This window comes from Olleya sp. HaHaR_3_96, from assembly GCF_019278545.1.
Lineage (GTDB): Bacteria > Bacteroidota > Bacteroidia > Flavobacteriales > Flavobacteriaceae > Olleya.
In genome coordinates this window covers 1,064,455-1,090,063 of sequence record NZ_CP058987.1, presented here as the reverse complement: position 1 = coordinate 1,090,063, position 25,609 = coordinate 1,064,455, and the positions used below count along the sequence as shown (strand labels likewise).

The window sequence follows — 25,609 nt, the reverse complement described above, 5'->3', positions numbered from 1 at the left end:
TTACCAAATAAGATTAGTAATTATATGAGAACTCTTAATGTAAGAACCATTACTGACAAAACAGCATCACAAGCCATTTGTCAATTTGGTTTAGAACGAAAATTAGAGTGTTGGACGAAACCAAAAAAAGTATACAAAGAGCTACAGCAACTTACCAGAGAGCGAAGCCAAATAGTAGATGAACGCGTAATTGTGAAGAACCAACTGCATGCAGAAAAAACTGAAGCAGAACCTAATAAAAGTAGTTTAAAGCGTTTAAAAACTAGAATTGAATTTCTTAACCAACAAGAAAAGGAGATTAAGATAGAAATTCAAAATATAGTAAATAAGGATACTCAATTAAAAAAAGAATTAAAAAATATTTGCACAATTCCTGGTGTAGGGATGCTAACAGCGGTAATTGTTATAGCAGAAACAAATGGATTTGAACTGATTAGAAATAAAAAACAAATCACCAGTTATGCAGGTTTAGATATAAAAGAAAAACAATCTGGAACATCTATAAGGTCTAAAACAAGGATATCAAAAAAAGGAAATCGTAATTTGAGAAAAGCGATGCATTTACCATCATTATCTGCAGTAAAATATAATAAAACCCATAAAGAATTATATTTGAGATTAACGGCTAAAAGTGGTGTGAAAATGAAAGGACTGATTGCTGTTCAAAGAAAATTATTAGAATTAATTTACGTCGTTTATAAAAATAAAGAAGGTTTTATTCAAAATTATGAGCAACAAAAAAGAGCAACTCTATTAGAAATAGAAACTGCCCTTTAGAAACTAGCTCGAAGCCGTTTTGAAAAATAAAAATATAAAAAAAATATGAATTTTTTGTTGTAAATTAACACAGAATCTAACCATACACGTATTCCAAGGTCAAAACCTAATTATTTAAAGACCTTTTTATTATGCTGCAAATTTTTGTAATTCGACATAAGGTGTTCCTCTTTTTACCACTGCGAAAGCTCTTGACAAAATCTTATTTCTAACATTATTTAAAGCCACCAGTTTTGGTTTACCTTCTGCAACTTTTTTCTCGTAATACTGTTTTAATTCTTTATCGCACTGTATTGCGCTAACACTGGCAAGTGTTAACAGTGTTTTCATTTTCCGGTCTCCTATCTTATGAATTCTGTTTTTCCGGTAAATACTGGTTCCTGAACTGTGCGCAAAAGGAGCTACACCACAATAACTTGAAAACTGACGCCAACTATCAAACCGCTTAAAATTGTTCGTGTGGTATAACAATTGACAAGATAATATTAAACCAACCCCTTTTAAGGTATTTAAAAGCTGATAATTCTTTTCCAATAACTCATCACTTCGTATTAGTTTTTTAATACTTTGCTCAAGTGTTGTAATTTGTTTTGTAAGATAATGAATCATCTTTTTGACAATTATACAACAATCATCAGTCGATGGACTACTAAGCAAAGTCTGCATTTCTTTAAGACTACTCATCTTACCTGTACGGTCTCGTACTAGCTGTTCTCTAAAGGATAACAAACGTCCTAACTCTTGAATATCTTGCGCTTTTGGACTACTTAGAGTCAACTCTTCTTTGTAAAGCCATGCATATCTCGCAATCATTGCGGAATCAAGCTGATCTGTTTTTCCTCTAACAATTCCGGAAGATCGTTTAATGGTCAAAGGACTTTCTTCTACATAATCTATGTTGTTTTCTGATAAATAAACACTAAGATTTGTAGAGTAATGACCTGTATTCTCAAAACAGAAAAAATAGAGGTCTTTACCAAGGTACTTTTCGACCCAAGATAATAGTGCTTTGTAACCTTTTGAAGTATTCGAAAACACACGATGAATGCCTCTATTATGAATATGTGCATCAATTGTTAATTTAGATACATCAATACCGATAACATCTACATATTTTTTCATATTTTTAAATATTGTTCCTACTCAAAGAGGAATGATTAATAAATGTTGCTATGACTATCACCTTTAGTAGGAAGTGATTCCTGGTATTCCAAATGGTCCTAAAGCAACCTAAGAAAGACAAGAGGACTTATACGTATAATGGAACTATTATTCTAAACAACGTTCTAGTTCTCCTCTTGTTTCCTAGTAAAAGTAATAACTACTTTTATAATGAGTATAAAGTAAAGAACAACGTTAGGCACAAGCTAAAAAAATGAATGTATAGACTTTAAAACAAAAATATATTATGAAAAAAATTGAATTTACATTATTAATTTTATCAATTATCATATCCTTAGATTCATATTCACAAGAATTTGAATGGATTGTTGATAATACAGGTTCAAACTCTGGAGAAAGAATCGTAGCAATAATTGACGCAGGAAGTATTGGTAGTTATGATGGAATAGGTTTAACTGGAACTGTTACTGATTATAATGGAAATTGGGGTTACAACTACCCTACTTTATCTGAATTCACAGCTTACGTAAAATTTTCTCCTAATCTTACTTATGGAATAATACAGGAAAAATCAACTGCAAACATACAGCTACGAATACGTAAAATATCTAATTCAATAGTTCATTTAACCGCTAACTTATCTCCTCATAGAGGTGTAAGAGTTGATCTAAAGAAGGTCATAGGCTCTCCTTCTATCGTAATGGGAAATCCACTGGTTAATGATTCTTCTGGAGAGCTTTTATTAGACCAGCCTAGTTATAGTTCAATATCTACTACAAACCATAGTACCGGAGATGTAGGAATTGGAACTACTAATCCGGATATGAAACTTACTGTAAAAGGAAACATCCATGCAGAGGAAGTAAAAATAGACTTAAATGTTCCTGCTCCTGATTATGTTTTCAAAAATGACTATAATCTTAGAAGCATAGAAGAAGTAGAAAAATTCATCAAAGAAAACAGTCATCTACCAGAAATCCCATCAGCTAAAGAATTTGAACAAAATGGGATTATGCAAGCTGAAATGGATATGAAGCTTCTTAAAAAAATTGAGGAGTTAACCCTTTACACAATCCAACAACAAAAAGAAATTCAAACACTTAAAGAAGAAAATAAATCTTTAAACCTTCTGGCTACTAAATTTCTAGAATTACAAAAAAGATTAGAAATGTTAGAAAATAAAAAACGCTACTAAAAATTAAGAGTCAAGTTATATTTCAAAAAATCCTACTTTTACGTTATGGATATAAAACTAACAGAAGAAGAAAAAATCAAAATCCTGAATTCCGATGACATATACGGAATTATGCAAAAGGTTTTACTTCGAGAAAACAAAATTGACCAAAACAGAGAACATTTTTGGGTTATTGGATTGGCAAACAACAATCGCATTCTTTTTATAGAACTCGTTAGCTTAGGAACCGTAAATAAAACATTAGCTGAACCCATGGAGGTCTTTAGCTTTGCATTGCAAAAAAGGGCTGTAAAAATAATTTTATGTCATAATCACCCAAGTGGAGAATTAAAACCATCTGAAGGAGATAAAAATGTATCTGACAGATTGATTCAAGTCGGAATTATTGTGGACACAGAGGTTCTTGACCATTTGATAATTTCCGATAAAAGTTATTTGAGTTTTGCTGATACTGGACTTTTAGACGAATTGAAAAAAAGCACAAAGTATGTTCCTAAATATGTATTAGAACAGAGGTTTAAAAAAGAGGCTACTGAAATTGCCAATAAAAAGAAAACCGTTGAAATAGCAAAAGAATTTAAAAGAAATGGAGTTGATAACGAAACAATTGCATTATCAACAGGGCTTTCAATTGGAGAAGTTGAAAAATTGAGAGTTAAAAAGAAATAAAAGCCAGATGCCTAATCGAGTAGACGGCTCCGACTAAAATAGCCGGAGTGCGCCTCTCACACCACCGAACATACGGGTCTCGTATACGGCGGTTCGTAAATCATCACGCCAAAGCTCTTTTCACCCTTGACACTATCTTCTAATTTAGGCATAGGCTACCACTAGTGCTCCTATGCGAATTTTGAAGAGAATTACGTTCAGTCCTTCCTTACTTGTGAGACCTTCTGAGGTATTGCCTCAACTCGTGTCCTGTAAGTACTATGACCTCTGCTGACTTCTCCATATAATCAACTCGTAACTTTGGAGATCTCCCCAGGTAATGGCATCTTCTTTCTCTCAATCACTGCCGTATCTACATAATTATCCTTTTGGTACTATTTGGGCGTTACAATGATGTGCTTGCTTACCCGAATAACTATGCCTCTGTATACGATTTCTGTTCGTCAGTACCGAGTTTTGTAGTCTCGCTTCCTTCAGATAAAACCTCACGGTTTTCACCCTTGCGACTTACTAATGCTTCAAGACGTTACTCCTGCGCATAAGGGACTTGCACCCTCTAGATTAATTATTTACCTTCAGGTAAATTAAAAGATGCCCATGCTGGGCACACACATGGTATAAAAATAATTGCTGTTTTAGACTTAAACAAAGGTAGTTGCTCTTTTACTACGTCTGATTTTCAGCAGGAAAATTATCGCTTACAAAACCGCAACAATTCTTATACTTAACGTTACCACACATTTGAAAAAACTGCTCAACATACTGATTTTGGCTTTTGTTTTGACCTCTTGTCAGAATGAAAAAAAGTTGAATGGAACTTGGATATCATCCTATAAATTTTCTGATAATGATTCAATTAAAGATTATGTTGTTGGAGGTTTTCCTTTTAACCAATTGATTACATTCGATAACGGAACTTTTAATTTTAAAGAATTTAAATACGACAATTACGAAAATGAAAGAACTTCGGAATTTGAACTAACAGGGCAAAGTTTAGTTAATTTTGGAGATGAATACTTTGTAATTGCTGGAAATGAGTACTATGATTCAGAAATAATTGACCCATTAACAAAAGACAGTATTGTATTTAAAAATTATAATCAGAATAGAGTTTATAAGAGGTTGGTAGATTCTTTAAAGAATAAGTCACCCGAAATAAAATTTACTGGAAAAAAAATCATCAGGAATTTCAGAAAGTGGACTGATACAATCCAATTTATAAATGACTCTGTTTATATCAGCAATTCTTGGAAATTCGGAGATTCCAACCATTTTATGTGGGAACGAATAAATCATAATGGTTTTGATATTTTATTTACCGAAAATTACGCACCTTTTATTCTGAAAAAACAAATCGGAAATGAAATTTATATATCGATATTTGGAAATAAAAAAGAAGATTATATTTTAAAAGAAATTAAATAAAAACGTGTGGTAACAAAGTACTGTGTTAAAAAAAAGTAAAATGCCAAAAGGTTACACTTACAGTTAAATCATAAAACATTAGATCTAAACTATAAGTAAACAAGCTAAATATAATATAGCATCAGTCCTGTTTCAGGACACAACAATTACCATACATTTCTTAAAATAATTTTTACCGTTTGTTTTATTAATATTTCACTAATTTGGTAAAGTAAAAACAATTGATAAATGCAGCATCCCTTAGCTAGACTATTTTTTATATCAATATTCTATTTATTTATAATACCAAGCTTTTATGCTCAGTCTAATGCTCGGTATTTAGAAAAAATCGGGATCGACAATGGCCTATCTTCTAATTACCCCAATAATGTCATTCAGGATTCAAAAGGGTTTATTTGGATAGGCACCAACAATGGATTGAATCGGTATGATGGGTATCAATCTACAGTATTCAAATATGATGCTAATAATAGCAATACGATTTCAGATAATTTAATCACTAGCCTATTAGAAGACTCTAATGGAAATATTTGGATTGGAACAAGCGGTGGAGGATTAAATCTTTACGACACAACTACAGGTGTTATAACTCGCTTTAAACATAAAAAAAATGATTCAACTTCAATTAGTAATGATGTAATACTCCAAATATACGAAGACCGTCAGTCAAGGTTTTGGGTAGGCACAAAAAACGGTTTGAATTTATTAGATCGCTCGACAATGACTTTTAAAAGCTGGCTACAACCTAATAAATGTCAAACCTGTAAATACTCCATAAAAAGTATCGTGGAGGACAATAAAGGAAACCTTTGGATTGGAGATGAATTTTATGGTCTTTATTACTTTACTCCGGCAAGCGGTAAATTTACCACTCCGCATTTAAAATACTCTGGAGAAAACCGATTACCCTCCAATTTTATACATGATCTAGTTTTTTCAAAAGGGATACTATGGGTTGGTACAGACAATGGTCTAATATTATTAAATACATTGACAGAAGCGTATGAAAAAATAGCATTAAACAACAGCAACCATAGACGTTTTATAGAAGATGTTTACATATGGAATCTTTATAAAGATAATCAGGGAGACATCTGGCTATGCACAAACGGTAATGGTTTAATACATTATAAATTAAATACCAAAAAAATATCTATTTATAAGTCTGATGAAAACTCCGATTATAAAATAGGTAATAATTTAGTACAAGATGTACTTGTTGATAAGTCAAAAAACATTTGGATAGCGACTAGAGGAGATGGAATGAACAAGTTCAATTTAAAAAATCTAGTCTTTAAACATTGGGAAAATGACGCAAAAAACACCAACTCGTTAGTCAATAATGACGTAAGAGCAATGCTACAAGATGCAGACTGTACCCTATGGATAGGAACCAGTAACGGCCTAAGTCGATTTAACCCTGCGTCTAATTTATTTAAAAATTACATAAAAGACTTTAATTACAAAGCAGATGCTAAAAAACCAAAAATCCGCGCAATTTACCGTTCCAAAAGTAATGATTTATGGGTAGGTACTCAAGGTGGCGCACTTTATCGCTATAATCAAAAACAAGATCGATTTATGCTAGCAAAGGATTTTTTAAATAATCCTTTGGCCAATAAAATAAGACATATTGAGATTATATACGAACCCGAAGATGGTATTTTATGGTTAGGCACCATAGGAACAGGCATCCTAGCATACAATACCGTTACAAGTAAATTTAAAACCGTATATCCAAAAAATAATAAAAACAAAACCCTACTTAACTTATACGTAAACTGTATATTAAAACAATCTGAATCAGAAGTATGGATTGGTAGTAATAGGGGATTGATTCTTCTTAATACACATACACTTAAATTTAAATTATGGGAATATAAAGAAGGCTGTGATAATTGTATTATTGGTAATAAAATCCGTTCTCTGTTCCGTGATAGTGATAATAAAATATGGATTGGTACCAGAAGTGGCTTAGCGATATTTGATCCTAAATCTGAAAAATTTGAAAAATATGGAATAAATGATGGCCCTCCCAGTGATATTATATATGGCATCCTATCAGGTAGTGATGGTAATATTTGGCTAACAACTCCTAATGGGTTGTCCCGAATTAACCCACTTAGTATGCAATTCAAAAATATTACAATACCCGGAAATAATATTCTAGATATGGGAGGTCACTCTCAAGGACTAAATGGGACTTTAGTAGTTGGCGGGACCACTGGATTCACGATTTTCAATCCAAATGATCTAAAAACCAATACATATCCCCCTGAAGTTGTATTTACCGACATAAAGATAAACAATCAATCAACTTCATTTGATCAAAATATTTCAGAATTAAACGAGATAGATTTAGAGTACAATCAAAACAATTTAACCTTTGAATTTTCAGCATTAGAATTTACTAATTCTAAAATGAATAAATACCAATACAATTTAGAAGGATTTAATGACAAATGGATTCAGCATGGCAGTAAACATGATCTAACGTTTACAAATCTAGACCCAAAAACATACGTTTTAAAAATAAAAGGCTCCAACGATGAAGGTGTTTGGAATGAAAAAGAAACAGCATTAACGATTAACATAAAACCGCCTTGGTGGAAAACACTATGGTTTAGAATACTTAGCATTTTAATAATTATTGGGTCTATTTTCAGCAGCTATTCTTTACGGATAAAAGGATTGAAAATCAAAGAAGCCAAACTACAAAAAGAAGTCTTCAAACAAACAAAAGAACTAGTAGAGAATAACAAGGAACTGGAAGAATTACATAGGGAAAAAGATGGAATCCTAGGTATTATTGCTCATGACCTTCGTGGCCCTCTCAACAACATTTATGGTCTTAGTCAATTATTAGAAGATAATGAAAATTTAGATGAAGAACAAAAAACATATATTGAGTATATTAATGAATCTGTCAAAACTGGTAATAGCTTAATTACAGATTTACTTTTTATGAGTGATGTAAATCATCCAGAAAAAAGAATTGAATCTGAAGATTTCAATCTTTCGGAATTTATAGAAGAATGGGACAAAGGCTACATCTTTAGGTTAAAAGAAAAAGAGCAAACCCTTAGAAAACACATTAATACAGCATCACTAATAATTCATACGGACAAAAAATTGATAGCTCGTATTTTCGATAACTTAATGACCAACGCTATTAAGTTTTCAAATAAAGGAAGTGCAATTGATTTATCCGTAAACTCTAGCAATGGTCTAATAGCCATATCTTTCAAAGATTCTGGGCCAGGGATATCTGAAGCTGATCAAAAATTAGTATTTAAAATGTTTCAAAAACTCTCTGCACGCCCAACTGATGGAGAAAGCTCCCACGGATTAGGCTTAGCAATAGTTAAAACTCTAATTGAAAAGCTAGGAGGGTCAATTAAAATCGAAAGTCAATTGGGACAGGGAACCGAGTTTATTATTTATTTACCAGAATAAAAAAATGTGTTATAGCAATCTATACCAAATATATTAATTTAAAATCAGTCTAAAAAACACATTTATCTCATACAACCGAATGATATTACATTTATCTTTAGACCATAAAACACTAAATATAGGTTACAAATTATCAGTGAAAATTAAATATGTCCCTGGTTTCTAGTCGAATTATAAAAACACAACAAAATGAATATCTCCCATCGCGCTTTACTACTACTTCTAACAGTACTGTCAAGTTTTGGTTTAAACGCCACCAATTACTATGTATCAAACTCTGGTTCTAATACAAACACAGGCTTAAGTCTAAGTGCTGCTTTTTTAACACTACAGCATGCTGCAGATCTTGTAATTGCGGGCGACACGGTCTTTGTAGAAGATGGTATCTATGTCGGTTTTGATTTAAGAAATGTAAATGGCACAGCTACAAATCCGATAGTTTTTATCGGAACAGGAAATAGTGTATTGATAAATCAAAGTGGTCCAATCAGAAACGATGGGATTAACATTGAAAATGCGGATTATATTACTATCGATAACTTTATTGTAAATGATATGCCCGGAAATGGTAACGGAATACGAGTAGTGGTTTCTGATAATTGTATTATTAGAAATTGTGCCTGTGATAATAATGCTGAGCGAGGAATATTTACAGGATTTACAGACGATATTTTAATTGAATATAATGTTTGTACCAACTCAATCGACGAGCATGGTATTTATGTCTCCAATAGTTCTGATAGACCTATAATTAGGTTTAACGAGTGCTATGGTAACAATAATACTGGAATCCATATGAATGGCGATTTATCTGCTGGAGGCGATGGTATAATTAGCGATGCTTTAATCTACGGTAACACTATTCATGATAACAATAGTTCTGCTGGAATAAATATGGATGGACTACAAAACCCAACAGTCTACAACAACCTTATTTACAATAACCATTTTGCACAAGGCATTGCGCTTTTTCAACAAGATGGTGCTATTGTAACTAATGGTGCTAAAATATATAATAATACCATTATTGTTCCCTCGGATGGACGATGGGGAATACTTGTTCAAAATGGCGCAAATATAAATACCGAAATCTATAACAACATCATCATTAATCAACACGCCTGGAGAGGCTGTATTGCTTTAAATGATACCGCAATGTTTGCTAGTGACAACAATATACTTAATGATAAAATGAGTGATAATGGGGATGGATCGGCAATTAGCCTAGCTGCATGGCAAGCACTAGGTCTTGACACAAATTCTTTATTAGCCAATCCCATAAATTCAATATTTGTTAACCCGTCATCAAATGATTTCAACTTACTTGCGGAATCACAAGCTATTGATACAGGCACAAACCAAGTCAGCACAGTTGTTACAGATGATATTAACGGAAACACAAGACCAATGGGAATAAGTTATGACATAGGTGCTTTTGAATTTAGTAGTACACTTTCGACTAACAACGAAGCCCTTCTTTCCGAAGGTATTGTTGTTTACCCTAATCCAACCAATGGTTTAATACACACTGAGATCAAAAACATAGATAATATTACTATATATGATATAACAGGGCGTTATATTAAATCCATTATACCCGAATCAACCATTGACTTATCAGAATTATCACCTGGTACTTATCTCTTAAAAATTAGATCAAATGAACGCGAATTTATAACAAAAGTTGTACGAAATTAAGACATTGACTTAAACAATATGACGCATTAATTAATCTTTCAAGAGACGTTAAAATGTATCAGACACAAAAAATAAAAACAGTATAAACAATTAAAAATCACATTTGTGACAGTTAATTGTTTTGCTCCCATTGGACACTCTCCATGATACGTTTAATATCTTTCTGCAAGTAGTTTGCTGCTGGTAAAATAGAGTCGTAATTAGGTTTTGCGTAAAAATATAACGATCCTGTCAAGAAGTGATTAACACTATCAGTTACATAAAACTGTGATTGCGATGCTGCATTACCTCCGACTTCATAAAACATTCCGTAAACATTATTCTCCGGGTTTTCCCAAAGGTCTTCACTTATTGCATCTGCTTTTTTAGTATGTTCCTGAGTAAAATTTTGTGCGTTTTTAAGATATTGAATTAAACGCGCTTCACCATCAATAGCCTTATACGTTAAGTAGATTGTCCCCTTAAGCTTCTTATACTCTATATTTAACCCAAAGCTTTCTACATCATCTTTTAAAGGCTTAAATCGTATAGTATCACTTTGTAGGTTTCTGTCAAAAGTAAAAGGTAAGTTTTTATTATACACGTCATATTCTGCTTGAGGATACTCTAAGCGTAAATAAGCGTTTGGTTTTGGCACAGGGTCATTCCCACAACTAGCTAGTGTAATAAAAACGATAAGAAGTACTATTGTATTTTTCATAAAAATATTACTCAGACACTATTATAGTGGCTATTATGTTTTGGATTTAAGGCAATGTCACTTTGACACGTTTAATTCGTTTTTTATCTAAAGCTTCTATAGTAAAAACGTATTTTCCATAATTTATTTTACTGTTTCGTTTTGGAAACCCTCCAGAGTTTTCTAAAATAAAGCCAGCAAGAGTTTCTGCTTCACCTTTATAATCTTCAAAAACACTATCGTCTGTTATCTTTATAATTTTATAAAAATCCTTTAATGCAGTTTTCCCTTCAAAAACATAATTTTTATCATCTAGTTTGGAGTACACTAAATCTTCGTCATCAAATTCGTCACTAATATCTCCTACAATTTCTTCAATAATATCTTCTAGAGATACTAAGCCAGAAGTCCCTCCATACTCATCCACTACCATTGCTAAGTGCACTTTCTTTTCTTGAAACTCGGCCATTAAATCATCTAATTTTTTATTTTCAGGCACAAAAAATGGCTCCCGTAATAAACTGGTCCAATCAAAAGTTTTCTTATCAATAAAGGGTAATAAATCTTTAACATAAAGAACACCAATAATAGTATCCATATTATCCTTATATACAGGAATTCTAGAATAACCATTATCTATAATTTCGGGTATAATATCACTATACTTCTGCTCTACATTTAGCGCAAACACATCAATACGCGGTTGCATAACTTGCTTAGTATCTGTATTACCAAAGCTAACGATACCTTGTAGTATTTTTTGTTCTTCTTTAGTGGTATCATGCTCACTGGTCAGCTCTAGAGCTTGAGACAATTGATCGACACTAATATTAGATTTTTGTTTCCCTAATTTACTATGTATTCCTAAAGTAATACTGCGCATTGGAAGACTTAAAGGCGAAAATAACACATCCAAAAGACGTAAAGGATACGCCATAAACGTTGCAAATTTTAAGTTATTACGACTCGCATATATTTTTGGTAATATCTCTCCAAACAATAAGATTAAAAAAGTAATAACTACAACTTCCAAAACAAACTTAACCACAGGAGATGCAACACTTGCGAATATATAATTACCTAAAAAGGCAAATAGTATTACAATCCCAATGTTTATAAAGTTATTAGCGACCAATATGGTCGCTAATAATTTTTTTGGTCTAATCAATAATTTTGATATTATCTGTAGTTGCTTTTTACTTTGTAATGCTTCGTCTTCCAAATCTGATTTGGTTAATGAAAACAAAGCGACTTCCGCTCCAGAAATCATTGCAGAACATATTAAAAGAACTATTAAAAGCACAAAACCAAGTGCAACATTAATATTGTCGGAAATTATTAAAGCTATAAAACTCGAGGGTTCAGGGTCCATAATTAGTTATTAAAACGGGAGATCGTCATCACTAGATACTGGTTTAGACGTCGCAGGTTTTTCTGTGTTTGGTTTTGTTTGTTGTTGTGTACTTGATTCTGGAGGTGCCGCTTCCGGATCACGTTTGGTACTTAAAAATCTAAAATCGGACACTTGTATCTCTGTACTATAACGGTCGTTACCAGAGTCATCTTGCCATTTTCTGTTTTTTATACGTCCTTCGACATAGACTTTGTCACCTTTGGTTAAGTACTTTTCGCAAATTTCAGCCGCTTTATTACGGACTACTATATTATGCCAATCTGTATTGGTAACACGCTCGTTAGTTTGCTTGCTAGTATAGGTCTCGTTAGTTGCCAATGGAAAACGTCCAACACAACCACCACCTTCAAAGTAGTGCATCTTTACTTCATCTCCTAAATGCCCAATTAGCATAACTTTATTAAGTGTTCCTGACATAAATATTGTTTTTTTACTGCTACAAAATTACAGCTTTAAGCGTCAATGTAAATAAATTTAATAAAAAATATTGAAGCGTTAGCTGTTCTTGTTTAAAAATTAAAATTTTCTATAAAATTTCCAATTAATATTGGCACTGGATAATCTTGTATTGCATCAATAGAAATACCTTGTGGCAAACTAGCAACGGTAGTTACAACCCAAAATTTAGTATATAAATGTTGATGTGATAATTTATGCACGATTACCTTTTCATTATATAAAGACAACTCAAAAGACGTATCGTTTAAAACCTCAAGCTTACTAATTTCTTTCTCAATACTACTATGTGTGGTTTCTTTTAAAGTTTCGATTAACGGAAATTGATATAAATTTTGCCAGATTCCACTACCTTGTCTTTGTTCTAAAATCGTTTTGTGATCTTGAGAGACTACCACTATAAAATTAAAATACTTTTTGGTAACCTTTGCGGTTTTCAGCTTGACTGGTAAATCACCAACCCTGTTTTTTTGCAATGCCACACACTTAGTATTAAAAGGACAAGTATCACAATCAGCATTTTTAGGCTTACACAAGCGTGCGCCAAACTCCATTATAGCCTGATTAAAAGTGGCGGGCTGCTTTACATCTATTAGTTGTTGCGCTAATGCTTTAAACTCTTTAAATCCTTTCCCCGTATTAATAGGAGTATCTATGCCATAAATTCTAGATAGCGCCCTGTACACGTTACCGTCTACGACAGCGGTGACTTGATTAAAACAAATAGAAGCAATTGCGCTTGCAGTATAATCGCCAACACCTTTTAATTTAAGGATCTCGTCAAAAGTATCTGGAAAATGTCCTTCTAACTCATTGACTATATATTTAGCCGAAGCATGTAAATTTCTAGCTCGAGAATAATATCCTAGTCCTTGCCACAATTTTAACACCTCCTGCTCTTCTGCGTTAGCTAAATCAAAAACAGTCGGAAAATTAGTGGTAAAAGAATGGTAATAAGGTAGTCCTTGGACGACTTGTGTCTGTTGTAATATGATTTCGGAAAGCCAAATAAAATAAGGGTTTGTAGAGTTGCGCCAAGGCAAATCTCGTTTATTATCTGTGTACCAATTAATTAGTTGTTTTGAGACATTCATTTATGAGAAAAAAGTAAGAAAAGCAAAAGTAAAGTTTATCACATTAAATTTTAATGAATTAGGTTTGAAATATTGAATAATAAATGACTATATTTGCCAACCCTTAGAAAAATTAATAACGCAAATAAGAAAAGAAAATGACTAAAGCTGATTTAGTAGCAAAGATTTCTGAAAAACTAGGAATTGAAAAAGGAGATGTACAGGCAACTGTAGAGACTTTCATGGAAGAGGTTAAAACATCTTTAGAAGGAGGCGACAATGTATACCTTAGAGGTTTTGGTAGCTTCATTATTAAAACAAGAGCAGAAAAGACAGGGAGAAATATTTCAAAAAATACGACTATCAAGATTCCTGCTCACAATATCCCAGCGTTTAAACCTGCAAAAGTTTTTGTAGAGGGTGTAAAAACTAACGTAGACGTAAAGTAAACAATATTATAACCGAATTATTAATTTAAAAACATTCACCGTATGCCAAGTGGTAAAAAACGTAAAAGACACAAGGTTGCTACGCATAAGCGTAAAAAACGTAGACGCGCTAACCGTCACAAGAAGAAAAAGTAATTCAAAAAAGTAGTTTTAAAAAACTACTTTTTTGGTTTAAAAAATTATCGTTCTTTGAAATTGAGTTTATTTATAATACGTACAACCTTGCGTAATTATTAAACTCTGCCGGATTTAAAAAATCCTGTGAAATATTTTAGCTTTTTATAAGTTAAAATACAATGTATAATCCATCTGTACTTTATTGTATGGATAAAAATTAACCTAAATGGATAAAGAATTAATTATTAGATCTAGTCCAGAAGCTGTTGATTTTGCCTTATTAAAAGATGGAAAATTAATTGAATTACATAAAGAAGAAGACGGGAACAACTTTGCAGTTGGTGATGTGTTTATTGCCAAAGTAAGAAAAGCTGTTCCAGGCCTAAATGCCGCATTTGTTAATGTTGGTTACGAGAAAGATGCCTTTTTGCACTATCACGATTTAGGCCCTAAAATGTCTTCCCTTTTAAAATTCACAAAAAGTGTAAGCACAGGTAAACTAAAAGATTTTTCTTTAAAAAATTACCCATTTGAAAAAGATATTGATAAAGACGGAAAAATTAGTGATGTCTTAAAATCAAATCAGTCTATTTTAGTACAAATAGTAAAAGAACCTATATCTACAAAAGGCCCAAGGATAAGCTCCGAGCTATCCATAGCTGGTAGATATATTGTTTTAGTGCCTTTTTCTGACCGAATTTCAATCTCTCAAAAGATAGAAAGTAAAGAAGAAAAAGAGCGTTTAAAACGTTTGGTAAGGAGTATAACTCCCCCAGGTTTTGGTGTTATTGTACGTACAGTAGCAGAAGGCAAAAAAGTAGCCGAACTAGACAAAGATTTACAAACCTTGCTTAGTCGTTGGACAGCAATGTGTAAAAAATTATATAAAGCAAATCATCCTGCCAAGGTTTTGGGCGAATTAAATAAAGCCTCTTCAATGTTAAGAGATATATTTAATGACTCCTTTACCGGAATTCATGTAGATGATGATGCCTTATATGAACAAGTAAAAGAATATGTGCAACAAATTGCACCAAAAAAAGAGTCAATAGTTAAATTACATCAGTCGTCTACCATTCCAATATTTGAAAAATTTGGAATAGAAAGACAAATCAAGACCGCTTTTGGTAAAACTGTCTCTATGTCTAAAGGTGCATACCTTGTTATAGAGCATACAGAAGCACTACACGTCGTAGATGTAAATAGTGGTAATAGATCTAACAAAGCAAACTCGCAAGAAGACACCGCATTAGAAGTTAATCTAATCTCTGCAACAGAAGTTGCAAGACAATTAAGACTTCGGGACATGGGTGGAATTATTGTCGTAGATTTTATAGATTTAAACACTGCAGAACACAGGAAAAAGCTTTTTAATCATCTACGTGATGAGATGAAAGATGATCGTGCCAAACACAAAATATTACCTCCTAGTAAGTTTGGATTGATTCAGATAACACGTCAAAGAGTACGACCAGAAATGAACATTAAAACCCGAGAGGACAACCCTAATGGTTTTAAAGGAGAAGAAGTCGAAGCACCTATTAATATAGTGCCTAAAATAACTCATGACTTAGAACAAATTTTAAAAAAAGACTACAAAAAGGTGACTTTAAACACACATCCTTTTATAGCAGCCTTCTTAACAAAAGGCTTTCCATCTATTCGTTCAAAATGGTTTTTTGAACACAAAAAATGGGTAAAGATACAACCAAGAGATGCTTACACATACCTTGAATATCATTTTAATGATCAAAATGGTAAACAAATTAAATAACAAAAAGCCTCACTATTTATTTAGTGAGGCTTTTTTTTGTGCCTATTACAAACTAATTAGAATGGCATTACCCAAAGGGTCAGGCTATCCGTTATATCTTTTTATACAACAATTCTAGCAATAATAAACACGACTAATTACGTGTTTTTTCTATACGACAACAGCATAACACCTTCAATCCTAAAAAGGATGCCACTACTATCCTTAATGCGTAAACCAATACCTATTAATACTAAACACCACACAACACTATCTCATCTCTAATTATATTGAGAATCCCAACTACAATTAATTTAAAACTAAAAAAAAAGCCACATCTAATATGATGTGGCTTTCTTGGTTAACATTTTGGTTATTGGTTAAATGGTTGTTTTCTTAATTTCCAGGTCCTCCGCTTACAATAGTAAACTCAGAACGCCTGTTTAATTGATGTTGCTCTTCTGTACAACTAGATCCACAATCAGCTAAAGGCTCCGTTTCACCTTTTCCTTCACCTGTAATTCTAGTCACAGCAATGCCTTTAGACACAACATAAGCAACAGTAGATTTAGCTCTTCTGTCAGATAAACTCATATTGTAACCTGCCTTACCTCTATTATCAGTATGTGATGTTGCATAAATAATCATTTCTGGGTATTTAGTCATTACAGACACTAATCGATCTAACTCTGCAGCTCCTTGAGGTGTAATATCAGCTTTATTAAACTCGAAGTAAATAGGATCTAACACAACTTTATCCGCAATAATAATTTTCTTTATTGGAGTTAAGTCTACAGACACTGTTTTATTTTCATCCTTTGTAGCCTCTACTGTTACAGCATTATCTTCAAACTCTTCCTTTGTAACTTTTAAACTCGTTTCAATATCACAATCTGTTTTAAATGTAGTAACACCTTCTGCATTTGTATTTTGGGTTGCTAACACAGTCCCTTTAAAATCATATAATGTTACAGAAGCATTAGCTACCTTTTCACCTGTTTCTGCGTTCTCAACACTCACAATCATGTTTACATCACATAAAGGTTTGATTTCTCTAATTGCATATATATCATCACTTCCTTTACCTCCACCACGATTGGAAGAGACAAACCCATTTTTATCTTCATAAATAGTAAAGGCAAAATCATCAGCCTTACTATTTATAGGAGCACCGATATTTTTCAAAACACGATTTCCTGAATACTCAGTATAAAAGACATCTAAATTACCAAGTCCTAAATGACCATTAGAAGAAAAATACAAATAAGCATCATCTCCAGCAAAAGGAAACATCTCTTGTCCTGACGTATTTATTTTACTTCCTAGATTTTCCGGAGTTCCGAGCATTCCGTTAGACCCAATACTTGCTTTGTAGATATCATACAACCCAAATCCTCCTGGCATATCTGATGCAAAATACAAGGTACTTCCATCCTTACTTACTGATGGATTTTTTACAGAATAGGTGTTTGTATTAATATTTAAAGCTTCAACACCACCCCAAGATCCTTCGCTTTTTGTTGCTTTAAACAATTGTAGTACACTAATTTTAGTATTTCCCGTTTCTGATTTCTCATACATGTTTTCGAAAAAACTCTCACGTGAGAAATACATAGTACTACCATCAGGACTAATAGACGCAATCCCTTCGTGGTACTTTGTATTTATCTTCCCACTTAAGGCATTAGCTTCAGAAAAACTACCATCTTCAGAAACAGTTAGTTCATATACATCTAAATACGGTTGCCCATTCCATCCATAGGTACGTCTTGAATCATTTCTAGCAGAAGTAAAATATAACTTACCATCTTTAAAAGTTCCTCCAAAATCCGAAGCTGCTGTATTAAAATCCAAATTCTTAACAGTGAATTTTTCCTCTGATTTCAAGATATCATCCAAATAATTTGGATTTGCATTAAAAGCAATCGCTCTATCATCAGTACCATATTTAGTAGCAAAAATGTTCATTTGCGCATTTGAAGCCTCGTATTTACCATTTGCTTTTAACATTTCAGAATACTTGAAAAGCATATCTGCACTTGAGTCAGTTTCTAAAGCCTTAGCGTACCACTTTTCTGCTTCAACAGTATTAAAAGTATTATAATTAGCTTCTGCCAAACGTTTATAAACGTAAGCATCTGCTTCTCCCTTTTCTACAAGTTTAGCATAATCTTTGGCTGCTGCTACAAATTCTAATTTTTCAAAATGCTTATCAGCACTTTTAGTATTGTCATTTTGAGCAGTCATATTGAAGCTACTCAAAGTTACAAGTGTTATTATAAATAATTGTATTTTTTTCATTGTCTTGGTTAGCTTAGTGGATTAGAAATAACGTGGTGAACGTGATACTTTACTTGGAAGATTAATATCAAAGTTGATAAAAATCTCATGAGAAGAATTAGTAACCACATCTAATTGAGATTGGATTGTGTCATAGGCATAACCTATTCTTAAATTTGGAGCAACTAAAAAGTTAATCATTCCGCTAAAAGAATCATCTATACGGTAACCTGCACCTACCTCAACAAAGTCGTACATGAATAAATTTAAATTAACATCAAAACTTACTGGTGCGTCAAATGCCACTTTAGCTAAAGCGTGTGGTTTTAACTTAAAGTTTTCTGACAAGTCAAACACATATCCCGCCGCACCAAAAAAGTGTTGCGTTTCTGATCCTATTTTATACCCATTAGCATCCAAATGCACTGAACTTAAAATATTTGGCATCGACGCTGAGATATAAAACTTACTTGGTTTATAAAAATATAAACCTGCTCCAATATTTGGTGTAGTTTCATTTATATTTTGAGAAAAGAATGGATCATTAGGGTCTACTAACTCTAACCCTGCTAATCCAATATCATGAAACGTGGCTCCTGCCTTCAAACCAAAGGCCAACTTAGTCTCAGTTCCTACTGGTATCGTATAAGAAAAATCAACATACGCATTTGTCTCTGTTACAGGGCCCACTTCGTCACTAATTAAAGACAAACCTAAACCTACATTTTTTCCTACCGGAGAATGTATAGCTAACGTCCCTGTTGTTGGAGCTCCTTCTAAACCAACCCACTGACTTCTATAAAGCGCTCCTATCGAAACACCTTCTGTCGATCCAGCGTAAGCCGGGTTTACCACATTCATGTTATACATGTATTGTGTGTATTGCGGATCTTGTTGGGCTTGTACACCTATAAACACTAGGAATACGATATATACTAATTTTTTCATCTGTTATCTTATTGGTTTTCTAGTTAGTTTATCTATTTATGTATACCCAAGCGGCTTTTTCTTCCGATCCTTTATATTTGACAACATAGTAATATGTTCCTACCGGAAGCAGATCTCCATTATCAGATTGCCCTTCCCACTCATTAGTATAATTAGCTTTAGAATATACTATACGACCATTACGGTTAAAAATCTCTATATTTTGAACATCAAAATTACTTAAATCAAAGCGATCATTAATACCATCTCCATTTGGAGAAATACCTTGTGGAAAAACACAAGACTCTAAAACCAAATTAAAGCTTGTATTAGTAGATGCACAACCAGAATTAGATCCTACGGCATTAACATGCTCTACTCTAACATAAATAGTAGCTCCATCTGTTCCCATGTAAGGAGAAGTTAACGCTGCTGTACCTGCTTGAGCATCTGACAAAGCAGCATAATAAGTAACTACAAAATCACTAGAATTTTGCGCCCCTAATATTGTTGCTGTTTGAGACTCTAAATCAAATTCGCCATTTCCAGAAGCATTTTCACAGGATTCCATATCTGATGCTTGATCAGCCGTAGCCGATTCATAAAAATTGATAGTCGTTAATAACGAAGATGTAAAATCGTCACAAATACCTCCACCTACGACAGCTTGGTACGTTCCAGATTCGGTTGCAACAATAGTAGATGTAGTAACGCCATCTTGATAAATTCCGTTTACATACCAATCAATAGAATCTACTGCATAAGCCGTAGTAGCTGTTAATGTTACAGCGTCGTATCCACATAAATTAATCGCATCACTTGATCCTTCTGGAGCAGAGATACCTTGTTCTATTGCAATGCCATCATAATCTAAAGCAACCTCACAAACAACATCACAATTAGTTCCATCTATTGGTCCTGATTCTTGTGTAAACACATATGTTCCATCCTCTTGTGAGAAATTAGTAATTAAGATTATATAAATAGAATCAGCTGGAACACCAGTTAACGTAATAGTCTCTGTAGCTGTTCCTGAATAACTACAATCTGCTATACTTGTTGGTAATAATTCAAAACACCCTGCTTCCTGACCCGGAAATGGTCCCCAAATAATAAAATCAATATCTAATCCTACACCAGCAGCATTTGTTTGTGCTAGTTGAAATACATAATCTCCGGGATCGTCAAATTGAATTGTATTCCATTGCGGATCTGGCTGACTTCCTAAACAATCGTAATCAATATAAGAAGGAGCTACTTGATCTCCCACTATACTTGGATAAAAAATTGTTGGATCTGCACAAATTGGTAAAGCCTCTGTACAATACGTTGGCACACCTAAAGTCTGAATACATAAATCAAAAGTTATAGTTGTTGCTGTTGTCTCTGCAGAGAATACTCTAATATAATAGACATTACCTACTGTTAATGTCGGTGTTAGACTTGAATCGTCTGTAGTACAATATAATTGTGTTAAATCGTTACAATCTACACCTACCTCATAAAGTGCATGATCCACGTTAAATCCTCCAGCAACATTTGAAATTTGAATTATTTGTTGCTCTCCTAATGCTGTAAATTGATACCAAACATCATCGTCCGCACTTGTTGAACAAGAACCTCCAGGTAGACCCGAATCTGTCGCTTCTACTAAAGTTCCTGTGTTTACATCAATACAAGCCTCTCCATTATTAACTAAAGCGACTGTTGCATTACATGGGTTATCATTACTTGGAGGACACGCTGATAAAGATATTGTACTACTAGTAATAACACAACTAGCATCATCTACATTCGATACTGTAAGAATAATATCTGTATCAAAAGGATACGGTCCAAATTGCTGGATACCTGTAGCACTAACACCTACTGGACTAGTACCTTGGTTATCTTCTATTAAAAGAGAAGTTGCGTCGCCTAATGACGTAACATCAACATCTACTAAAAATTGATCACCATTTGCACAATCGTCAACAACAACAAACGTTGCTCTTGGATTAATACAAGTTGCACAGGTTACTGTAAAATTAATTGAAGTATACGTTGAATTACTTGCACAACTACCACTGAAATCTGATTCGACAGCAAAATAAATTGTATCTCCTGTAGATTGGAATGTTAAACCTGTTAATTGACCATCTGTACCATAAGGGTTTGCCGCATTTAAGTTAGTAACTCCGTCGGAATCCAATATAACAACCTCATCAATGTTATTTTCAACTTGTCCTGCGTTAATTGTTAAATTAAGAGGTGTACCGTCTGTTGAAGTAAATGTAAAAACATTAGTATCATTATCATCATAACAATAATCTATAGTTTGCGGCCCATCTGTTGCACAATCTAAAACAAAATTAAACTCTACTAATGTTGAAAAATTATACGGTCCAGCCCACGTACTTGAATCTACACCACATACTGCTTGTACATACACTTCATAATCCGTACCAGAACTTAATCCTGATTCAGGTATTGCTGCAGTAGTCACCGTAGTACCTGAAGTTGGCACTCCAGTTCCTGCTAATTGCAGTACATAAACCCATTCTGTTTCAGTACCACTTGGTGTCCAAGAAATATCTGCTGAATACTCTGCTATACTTGTAGCAGTAATACCACTCGGTGCAATACAAAACGTACCACAAGACTCCACTCGTATTTGATCTAAAGCTAAATCACCTTCAAAACTTGTACCGGCACCTCCATAACTATATTCTATATATACCACTTGACCTAAATAAGCATCTAAATTAACCCCTATTGGGATCCAAGCATCATCTGCCGTAGCCTGATAATCCCCTATCCATGTATACACTGTTGTAAAAGGTCCTGTTGCAGACGTACTCACTCCGACATTAAGAGTTCCTATATCTTCACCAAAAGCATGCATATAAAAAGATAATTCTGCTCCATCTAGTGCTGAAGACAAATCTATTGCAGGCGAAATTGCTGATGCAATATCCGTTGCATTCCCTGATGATTCATATTCTAAATGTACTCCTACATTACCATCCCAACTCACATTTGGTCCAGTTCCTCCCGAGTTTTCACTTGGATTAGTAATTCTCCAATCACCATTATCACCATTAAATCCTGTACCCGTCCATCCCAAAGGATCTGTATCAGGAACTGTACCAAAACCTTCAGTAAAAATAAATGTTGAATTTCCTGTTGCACAAGTTACTCCTACTGGAACTGGTGGCGGTGTATTAAAAGTAGTAAAGTTAACTGGTCCTACCCACGAACTATAGCCATCAGCACCACAATTTGCTTTAACATACACTTCGTAAGACGTACTTGGTGTTAATCCTGTTGCCGGATATGGCGCATTTAAAGTAGTAACAACCCCATCTGTTGTTGGTACTCCTGTTCCAGCTGTTTGTATCCAAATTTGCCATTCTGTTTCTATATCTCCGGCATCCCATGTAATATCTGCAGTTGTATCTCCAGTAACCGTTGCTACTATAGCCAATGGTTCTAGACAAGAAGGTATTGCTCTTACTTGAAAATTATCGACAAACACATCATTATCTGTACCATCGTCAACGACTCCTTCCGAAGCTCTAATTCCAAACTGAGCGGTCATACCTGAATATGCTGTTAAATCTTGTACAACATGCACTCCATTTGCAGGAATTACTGAGGTTGCGTCAAAGGTTTCTAAAACAGTCCACGTTGCTCCATTATCTGTAGTAATCAATAACTCGACAGTATCATCAGATCCCAAAACACCAGCTATTGTGCTACTAGCAAACATCATAACTCCAAAATCAAATTCTACTTGATAAGACACTCCTGTTAAGTCAAAAATAGGACTTAAAAGCCAATCGCTTCTTACTGCTTGATATAAATTTATCTTATATGCCCCTGTCGTTCCATTATTAAGAAATCCATCATTACTCCATGTAGATGTCCCAATATCTGTTGGACCAGTTGTAGCATCTCCATTATTTGCTACATCCCAACAACTTACTGGAATTGTTGTAAAATCTTGAAAATAATCTGGTGTAAATACAGCACATGCTGTAGTAAAAGTAATAGGACCTGTCCAAATACTTGTATCACCACCACAATCTGCTCTGACATATACTTCATAATCTGTTGATGCCGATAATGTACTATCTGTGTATCCCGTATTTGTTGTAGTTGAAGCACCTGCTCCAGTAGGAATACCTGTCCCTAAAGGTTGCACTGCAATCTCCCATGCTGCTTCAGCCCCTCCTAATGTCCATGACACCTCTACAGAGGTAGACGTAAAAGCATCTATATTTAATGCTGAAGGATTAGGACAAGTAGCATTATAAACAGCAACATTGTCTATTAACCAATACCATGCCCAACTATTAGCGTCATCATAAATAAATCTAACTTGCATTGCAGAATTAGCGTATGCTGTTATGTCTATATGCTGCTGGTCAGGCGCATTAAAATCACCAGCATCAGCTGTTTGCGTCAATACAACAACCCAAGCAGTTCCATCCCAAACCTCAACAATTGCTGAATCTGAACCAAGATTATTAAAGTATTGATCAAAATCTAAAAATAAAGCTGAAGCTGAAGACGAATCAAAAACTGGAGAAGTTAACGTCTCAAATAAAAGAGTACCACTACCAGCAGCATCACTATCTACTAAAGCGGCATTAGTTCCATTAAGAGAGTCTCCAGCACCTTGTTGTCCAGAAACCCAGGAATCACCTGTTGCATCTCCTGCATCTGTTATTGTCCAAGTGGCAGGAATTGAAGTATCAAAACCTTCTTGTAAATAAATTTGTGAATTAGCTTGCCAGCCTATAAACAATAGTAGCACAGCTAAAATGAACGTAGTTTTTTTCATTTTATAAGAAGTCGTTAGTTAATTAGAGACCTAAACTAAAAAAAAACGGCGTTTAAAAACTGTTAAAAATACTATTATAGACTAAATGCAATATTCATCGTTAAATAACACTAATTTTACAATGATTTAACAGTAAAACCTTACATTCCTCAAGTAGCTGGATTTGGAATTCCTGCATGTATCTTATCTATTTCTTGCATTAATTCTTTATTTAATGTTAAATTTATAGAATCAATATTCTCTTTAAGCTGTTTTATAGTGGTTGCCCCAATAATATTACTAGTCACAAAATCACGCATATTGACAAAAGAAAGTGACATTTGAGCGAGTGTCATATTATTAGCTTCTGCTAATTCTAAATACTGTTTTGTAGCTTCTGTAGACTGCTCACTACTGTATCTAGCAAATCTTGGAAACAAGTGTAAACGCGCCTTTTCACCCTCTATTCCTTTAATATATTTTCCAGAAAGCACACCAAATGCCATAGGAGAATAAACTAACAATCCAATATTTTCTCTGATAGACACCTCAGCCATATCGCCTTCAAAAACACGATTTAAAAGAGAGTATGCATTTTGGATAGTTACTGGTCTTGGCAGGTTGTTATTTTTAGCCTCTTCTAGATAGCGCATCGTTCCCCATGCTTTTTCATTTGACAGCCCTATTTGTCTAATTTTACCTTCTTTTTTTATTTGATCCAAAGCCTCTAGCACTTCTCTAAAATTATCCGTCCATGGATCATTTGGATTATGATTATAATCTCTAACACCAAAAGTGTTGGTTTCACGTTCTGGCCAATGCAGTTGATACAGATCTATATAATCTGTTTGTAGTCTTTTTAATTCTAGATCAACTGCTTCTCTAATAGACTCTGCTGTAAATCCTGTTGTACGTATATGTGCCGTATAATCTCCTGTACCCGCAATTTTAGAAGCGATAACAAGCGCTTCTCGTTTTTGATGTTTAAGCCAAGTCCCAATAATTTCACTTGTCCTACCTGATGTCTCTGCTGTTGCTGGTACGGGATACAATTCTGCTGTATCAATAAAATTAACACCTTGCTCTACTGCGTAGTTTAACTGTGCATGTCCTTCTGCTTCTGTATTTTGGTTACCAAAGGTCATGGTACCCAAGCAAATTTTACTGACTTTAATACCTGTGTTTGGTAATGTTGTGTATTTCATCGATTTGAAAATTTAGGATATTCAACAAATATAAAAAAGACCTTTAGTTATTATTATTAGTAACTAAAGGTCTAATGTGTATTAAGGTTTGCGTTAGGGATAGTAGT

At 33.7% G+C, this 25,609-nt stretch carries 17 protein-coding genes; 8 read left to right on the top strand and 9 right to left on the bottom strand.

Annotation, left to right across the window (positions count from 1 at the left end; genetic code table 11):
* Positions 1 to 24 precede the first annotated feature (24 nt).
* Positions 25 to 777: a transposase gene (locus H0I26_RS04605; protein ID WP_256935260.1), complete on the top strand. Its 753-nt coding sequence runs from the start codon at positions 25 to 27 to the stop codon at positions 775 to 777.
* Positions 778 to 906: 129 nt separating this feature from the next.
* Here H0I26_RS04605 and H0I26_RS04600 read toward each other — a convergent pair whose 3' ends face one another.
* Entirely contained in the window at positions 907 to 1,899 is a 993-nt protein-coding gene (locus H0I26_RS04600; protein ID WP_218701222.1) for a transposase, read from the bottom strand.
* Positions 1,900 to 2,185: 286 nt separating this feature from the next.
* Between H0I26_RS04600 and H0I26_RS04595 the strand changes: the two genes are divergently transcribed.
* From H0I26_RS04595 to H0I26_RS04575, 5 genes are all read left to right on the top strand, one after another.
* Complete coding sequence (locus tag H0I26_RS04595) at positions 2,186 to 3,094, top strand: tail fiber protein (protein WP_218701221.1); 909 nt, start codon at positions 2,186 to 2,188, stop codon at positions 3,092 to 3,094.
* A gap of 45 nt (positions 3,095 to 3,139) precedes the next feature.
* A complete protein-coding gene (locus H0I26_RS04590) occupies positions 3,140 to 3,763 on the top strand; it encodes a RadC family protein (RefSeq protein WP_218701220.1) in 624 nt (207 codons plus the stop codon).
* Between the two features lie 741 nt (positions 3,764 to 4,504).
* Positions 4,505 to 5,188 carry a hypothetical protein gene (locus H0I26_RS04585; RefSeq protein WP_218701219.1) on the top strand — a complete coding sequence of 228 codons (684 nt, stop codon included), beginning with the start codon at positions 4,505 to 4,507 and terminating at the stop codon, positions 5,186 to 5,188.
* A gap of 228 nt (positions 5,189 to 5,416) precedes the next feature.
* On the top strand, positions 5,417 to 8,644 hold the full coding sequence (locus H0I26_RS04580) for a sensor histidine kinase (RefSeq protein ID WP_218701218.1): 3,228 nt from the start codon (positions 5,417 to 5,419) through the stop codon (positions 8,642 to 8,644).
* 189 nt (positions 8,645 to 8,833) lie between these two features.
* Complete coding sequence (locus H0I26_RS04575; RefSeq protein WP_218701217.1) at positions 8,834 to 10,342, top strand: right-handed parallel beta-helix repeat-containing protein; 1,509 nt, start codon at positions 8,834 to 8,836, stop codon at positions 10,340 to 10,342.
* A 112-nt stretch (positions 10,343 to 10,454) separates the two neighbouring features.
* Here H0I26_RS04575 and gldD read toward each other — a convergent pair whose 3' ends face one another.
* The 4 genes from gldD to mutY form a co-directional block, all read right to left on the bottom strand.
* Positions 10,455 to 11,042: a gliding motility lipoprotein GldD gene (gene gldD, locus H0I26_RS04570; RefSeq protein ID WP_218701216.1), complete on the bottom strand. Its 588-nt coding sequence runs from the start codon at positions 11,040 to 11,042 to the stop codon at positions 10,455 to 10,457.
* 46 nt (positions 11,043 to 11,088) lie between these two features.
* Entirely contained in the window at positions 11,089 to 12,393 is a 1,305-nt protein-coding gene (locus tag H0I26_RS04565; RefSeq protein ID WP_218701215.1) for a gliding motility-associated protein GldE, read from the bottom strand.
* A 9-nt stretch (positions 12,394 to 12,402) separates the two neighbouring features.
* Entirely contained in the window at positions 12,403 to 12,852 is a 450-nt protein-coding gene (locus tag H0I26_RS04560) for a single-stranded DNA-binding protein (RefSeq protein ID WP_218701214.1), read from the bottom strand.
* Positions 12,853 to 12,944: 92 nt separating this feature from the next.
* Complete coding sequence (gene mutY, locus H0I26_RS04555) at positions 12,945 to 13,985, bottom strand: A/G-specific adenine glycosylase (RefSeq protein ID WP_218701213.1); 1,041 nt, start codon at positions 13,983 to 13,985, stop codon at positions 12,945 to 12,947.
* 137 nt (positions 13,986 to 14,122) lie between these two features.
* Between mutY and H0I26_RS04550 the strand changes: the two genes are divergently transcribed.
* Together H0I26_RS04550 and H0I26_RS04545 are read left to right on the top strand one after the other, a co-directional pair.
* The gene (locus H0I26_RS04550; RefSeq protein ID WP_055442767.1) at positions 14,123 to 14,413 is read left to right on the top strand and encodes an HU family DNA-binding protein; all 291 of its coding nucleotides are present in this window, start codon (positions 14,123 to 14,125) and stop codon (positions 14,411 to 14,413) included.
* A gap of 343 nt (positions 14,414 to 14,756) precedes the next feature.
* The gene (locus H0I26_RS04545) at positions 14,757 to 16,304 is read left to right on the top strand and encodes an Rne/Rng family ribonuclease (protein ID WP_218701212.1); all 1,548 of its coding nucleotides are present in this window, start codon (positions 14,757 to 14,759) and stop codon (positions 16,302 to 16,304) included.
* A 375-nt stretch (positions 16,305 to 16,679) separates the two neighbouring features.
* On the opposite strand, the gene H0I26_RS04540 is transcribed toward H0I26_RS04545, so the two are convergent.
* From H0I26_RS04540 to H0I26_RS04525, 4 genes are all read right to left on the bottom strand, one after another.
* Complete coding sequence (locus H0I26_RS04540; RefSeq protein WP_218701211.1) at positions 16,680 to 18,584, bottom strand: OmpA family protein; 1,905 nt, start codon at positions 18,582 to 18,584, stop codon at positions 16,680 to 16,682.
* Between the two features lie 21 nt (positions 18,585 to 18,605).
* Positions 18,606 to 19,511, bottom strand: coding sequence for a type IX secretion system membrane protein PorP/SprF (locus H0I26_RS04535; RefSeq protein ID WP_218701210.1), 906 nt, complete (start codon positions 19,509 to 19,511; stop codon positions 18,606 to 18,608).
* A 28-nt stretch (positions 19,512 to 19,539) separates the two neighbouring features.
* Entirely contained in the window at positions 19,540 to 24,318 is a 4,779-nt protein-coding gene (locus H0I26_RS04530) for a gliding motility-associated C-terminal domain-containing protein (protein WP_218701209.1), read from the bottom strand.
* Between the two features lie 149 nt (positions 24,319 to 24,467).
* Positions 24,468 to 25,502, bottom strand: coding sequence for an aldo/keto reductase (locus H0I26_RS04525; RefSeq protein WP_218701208.1), 1,035 nt, complete (start codon positions 25,500 to 25,502; stop codon positions 24,468 to 24,470).
* Positions 25,503 to 25,609 lie beyond the last annotated feature (107 nt).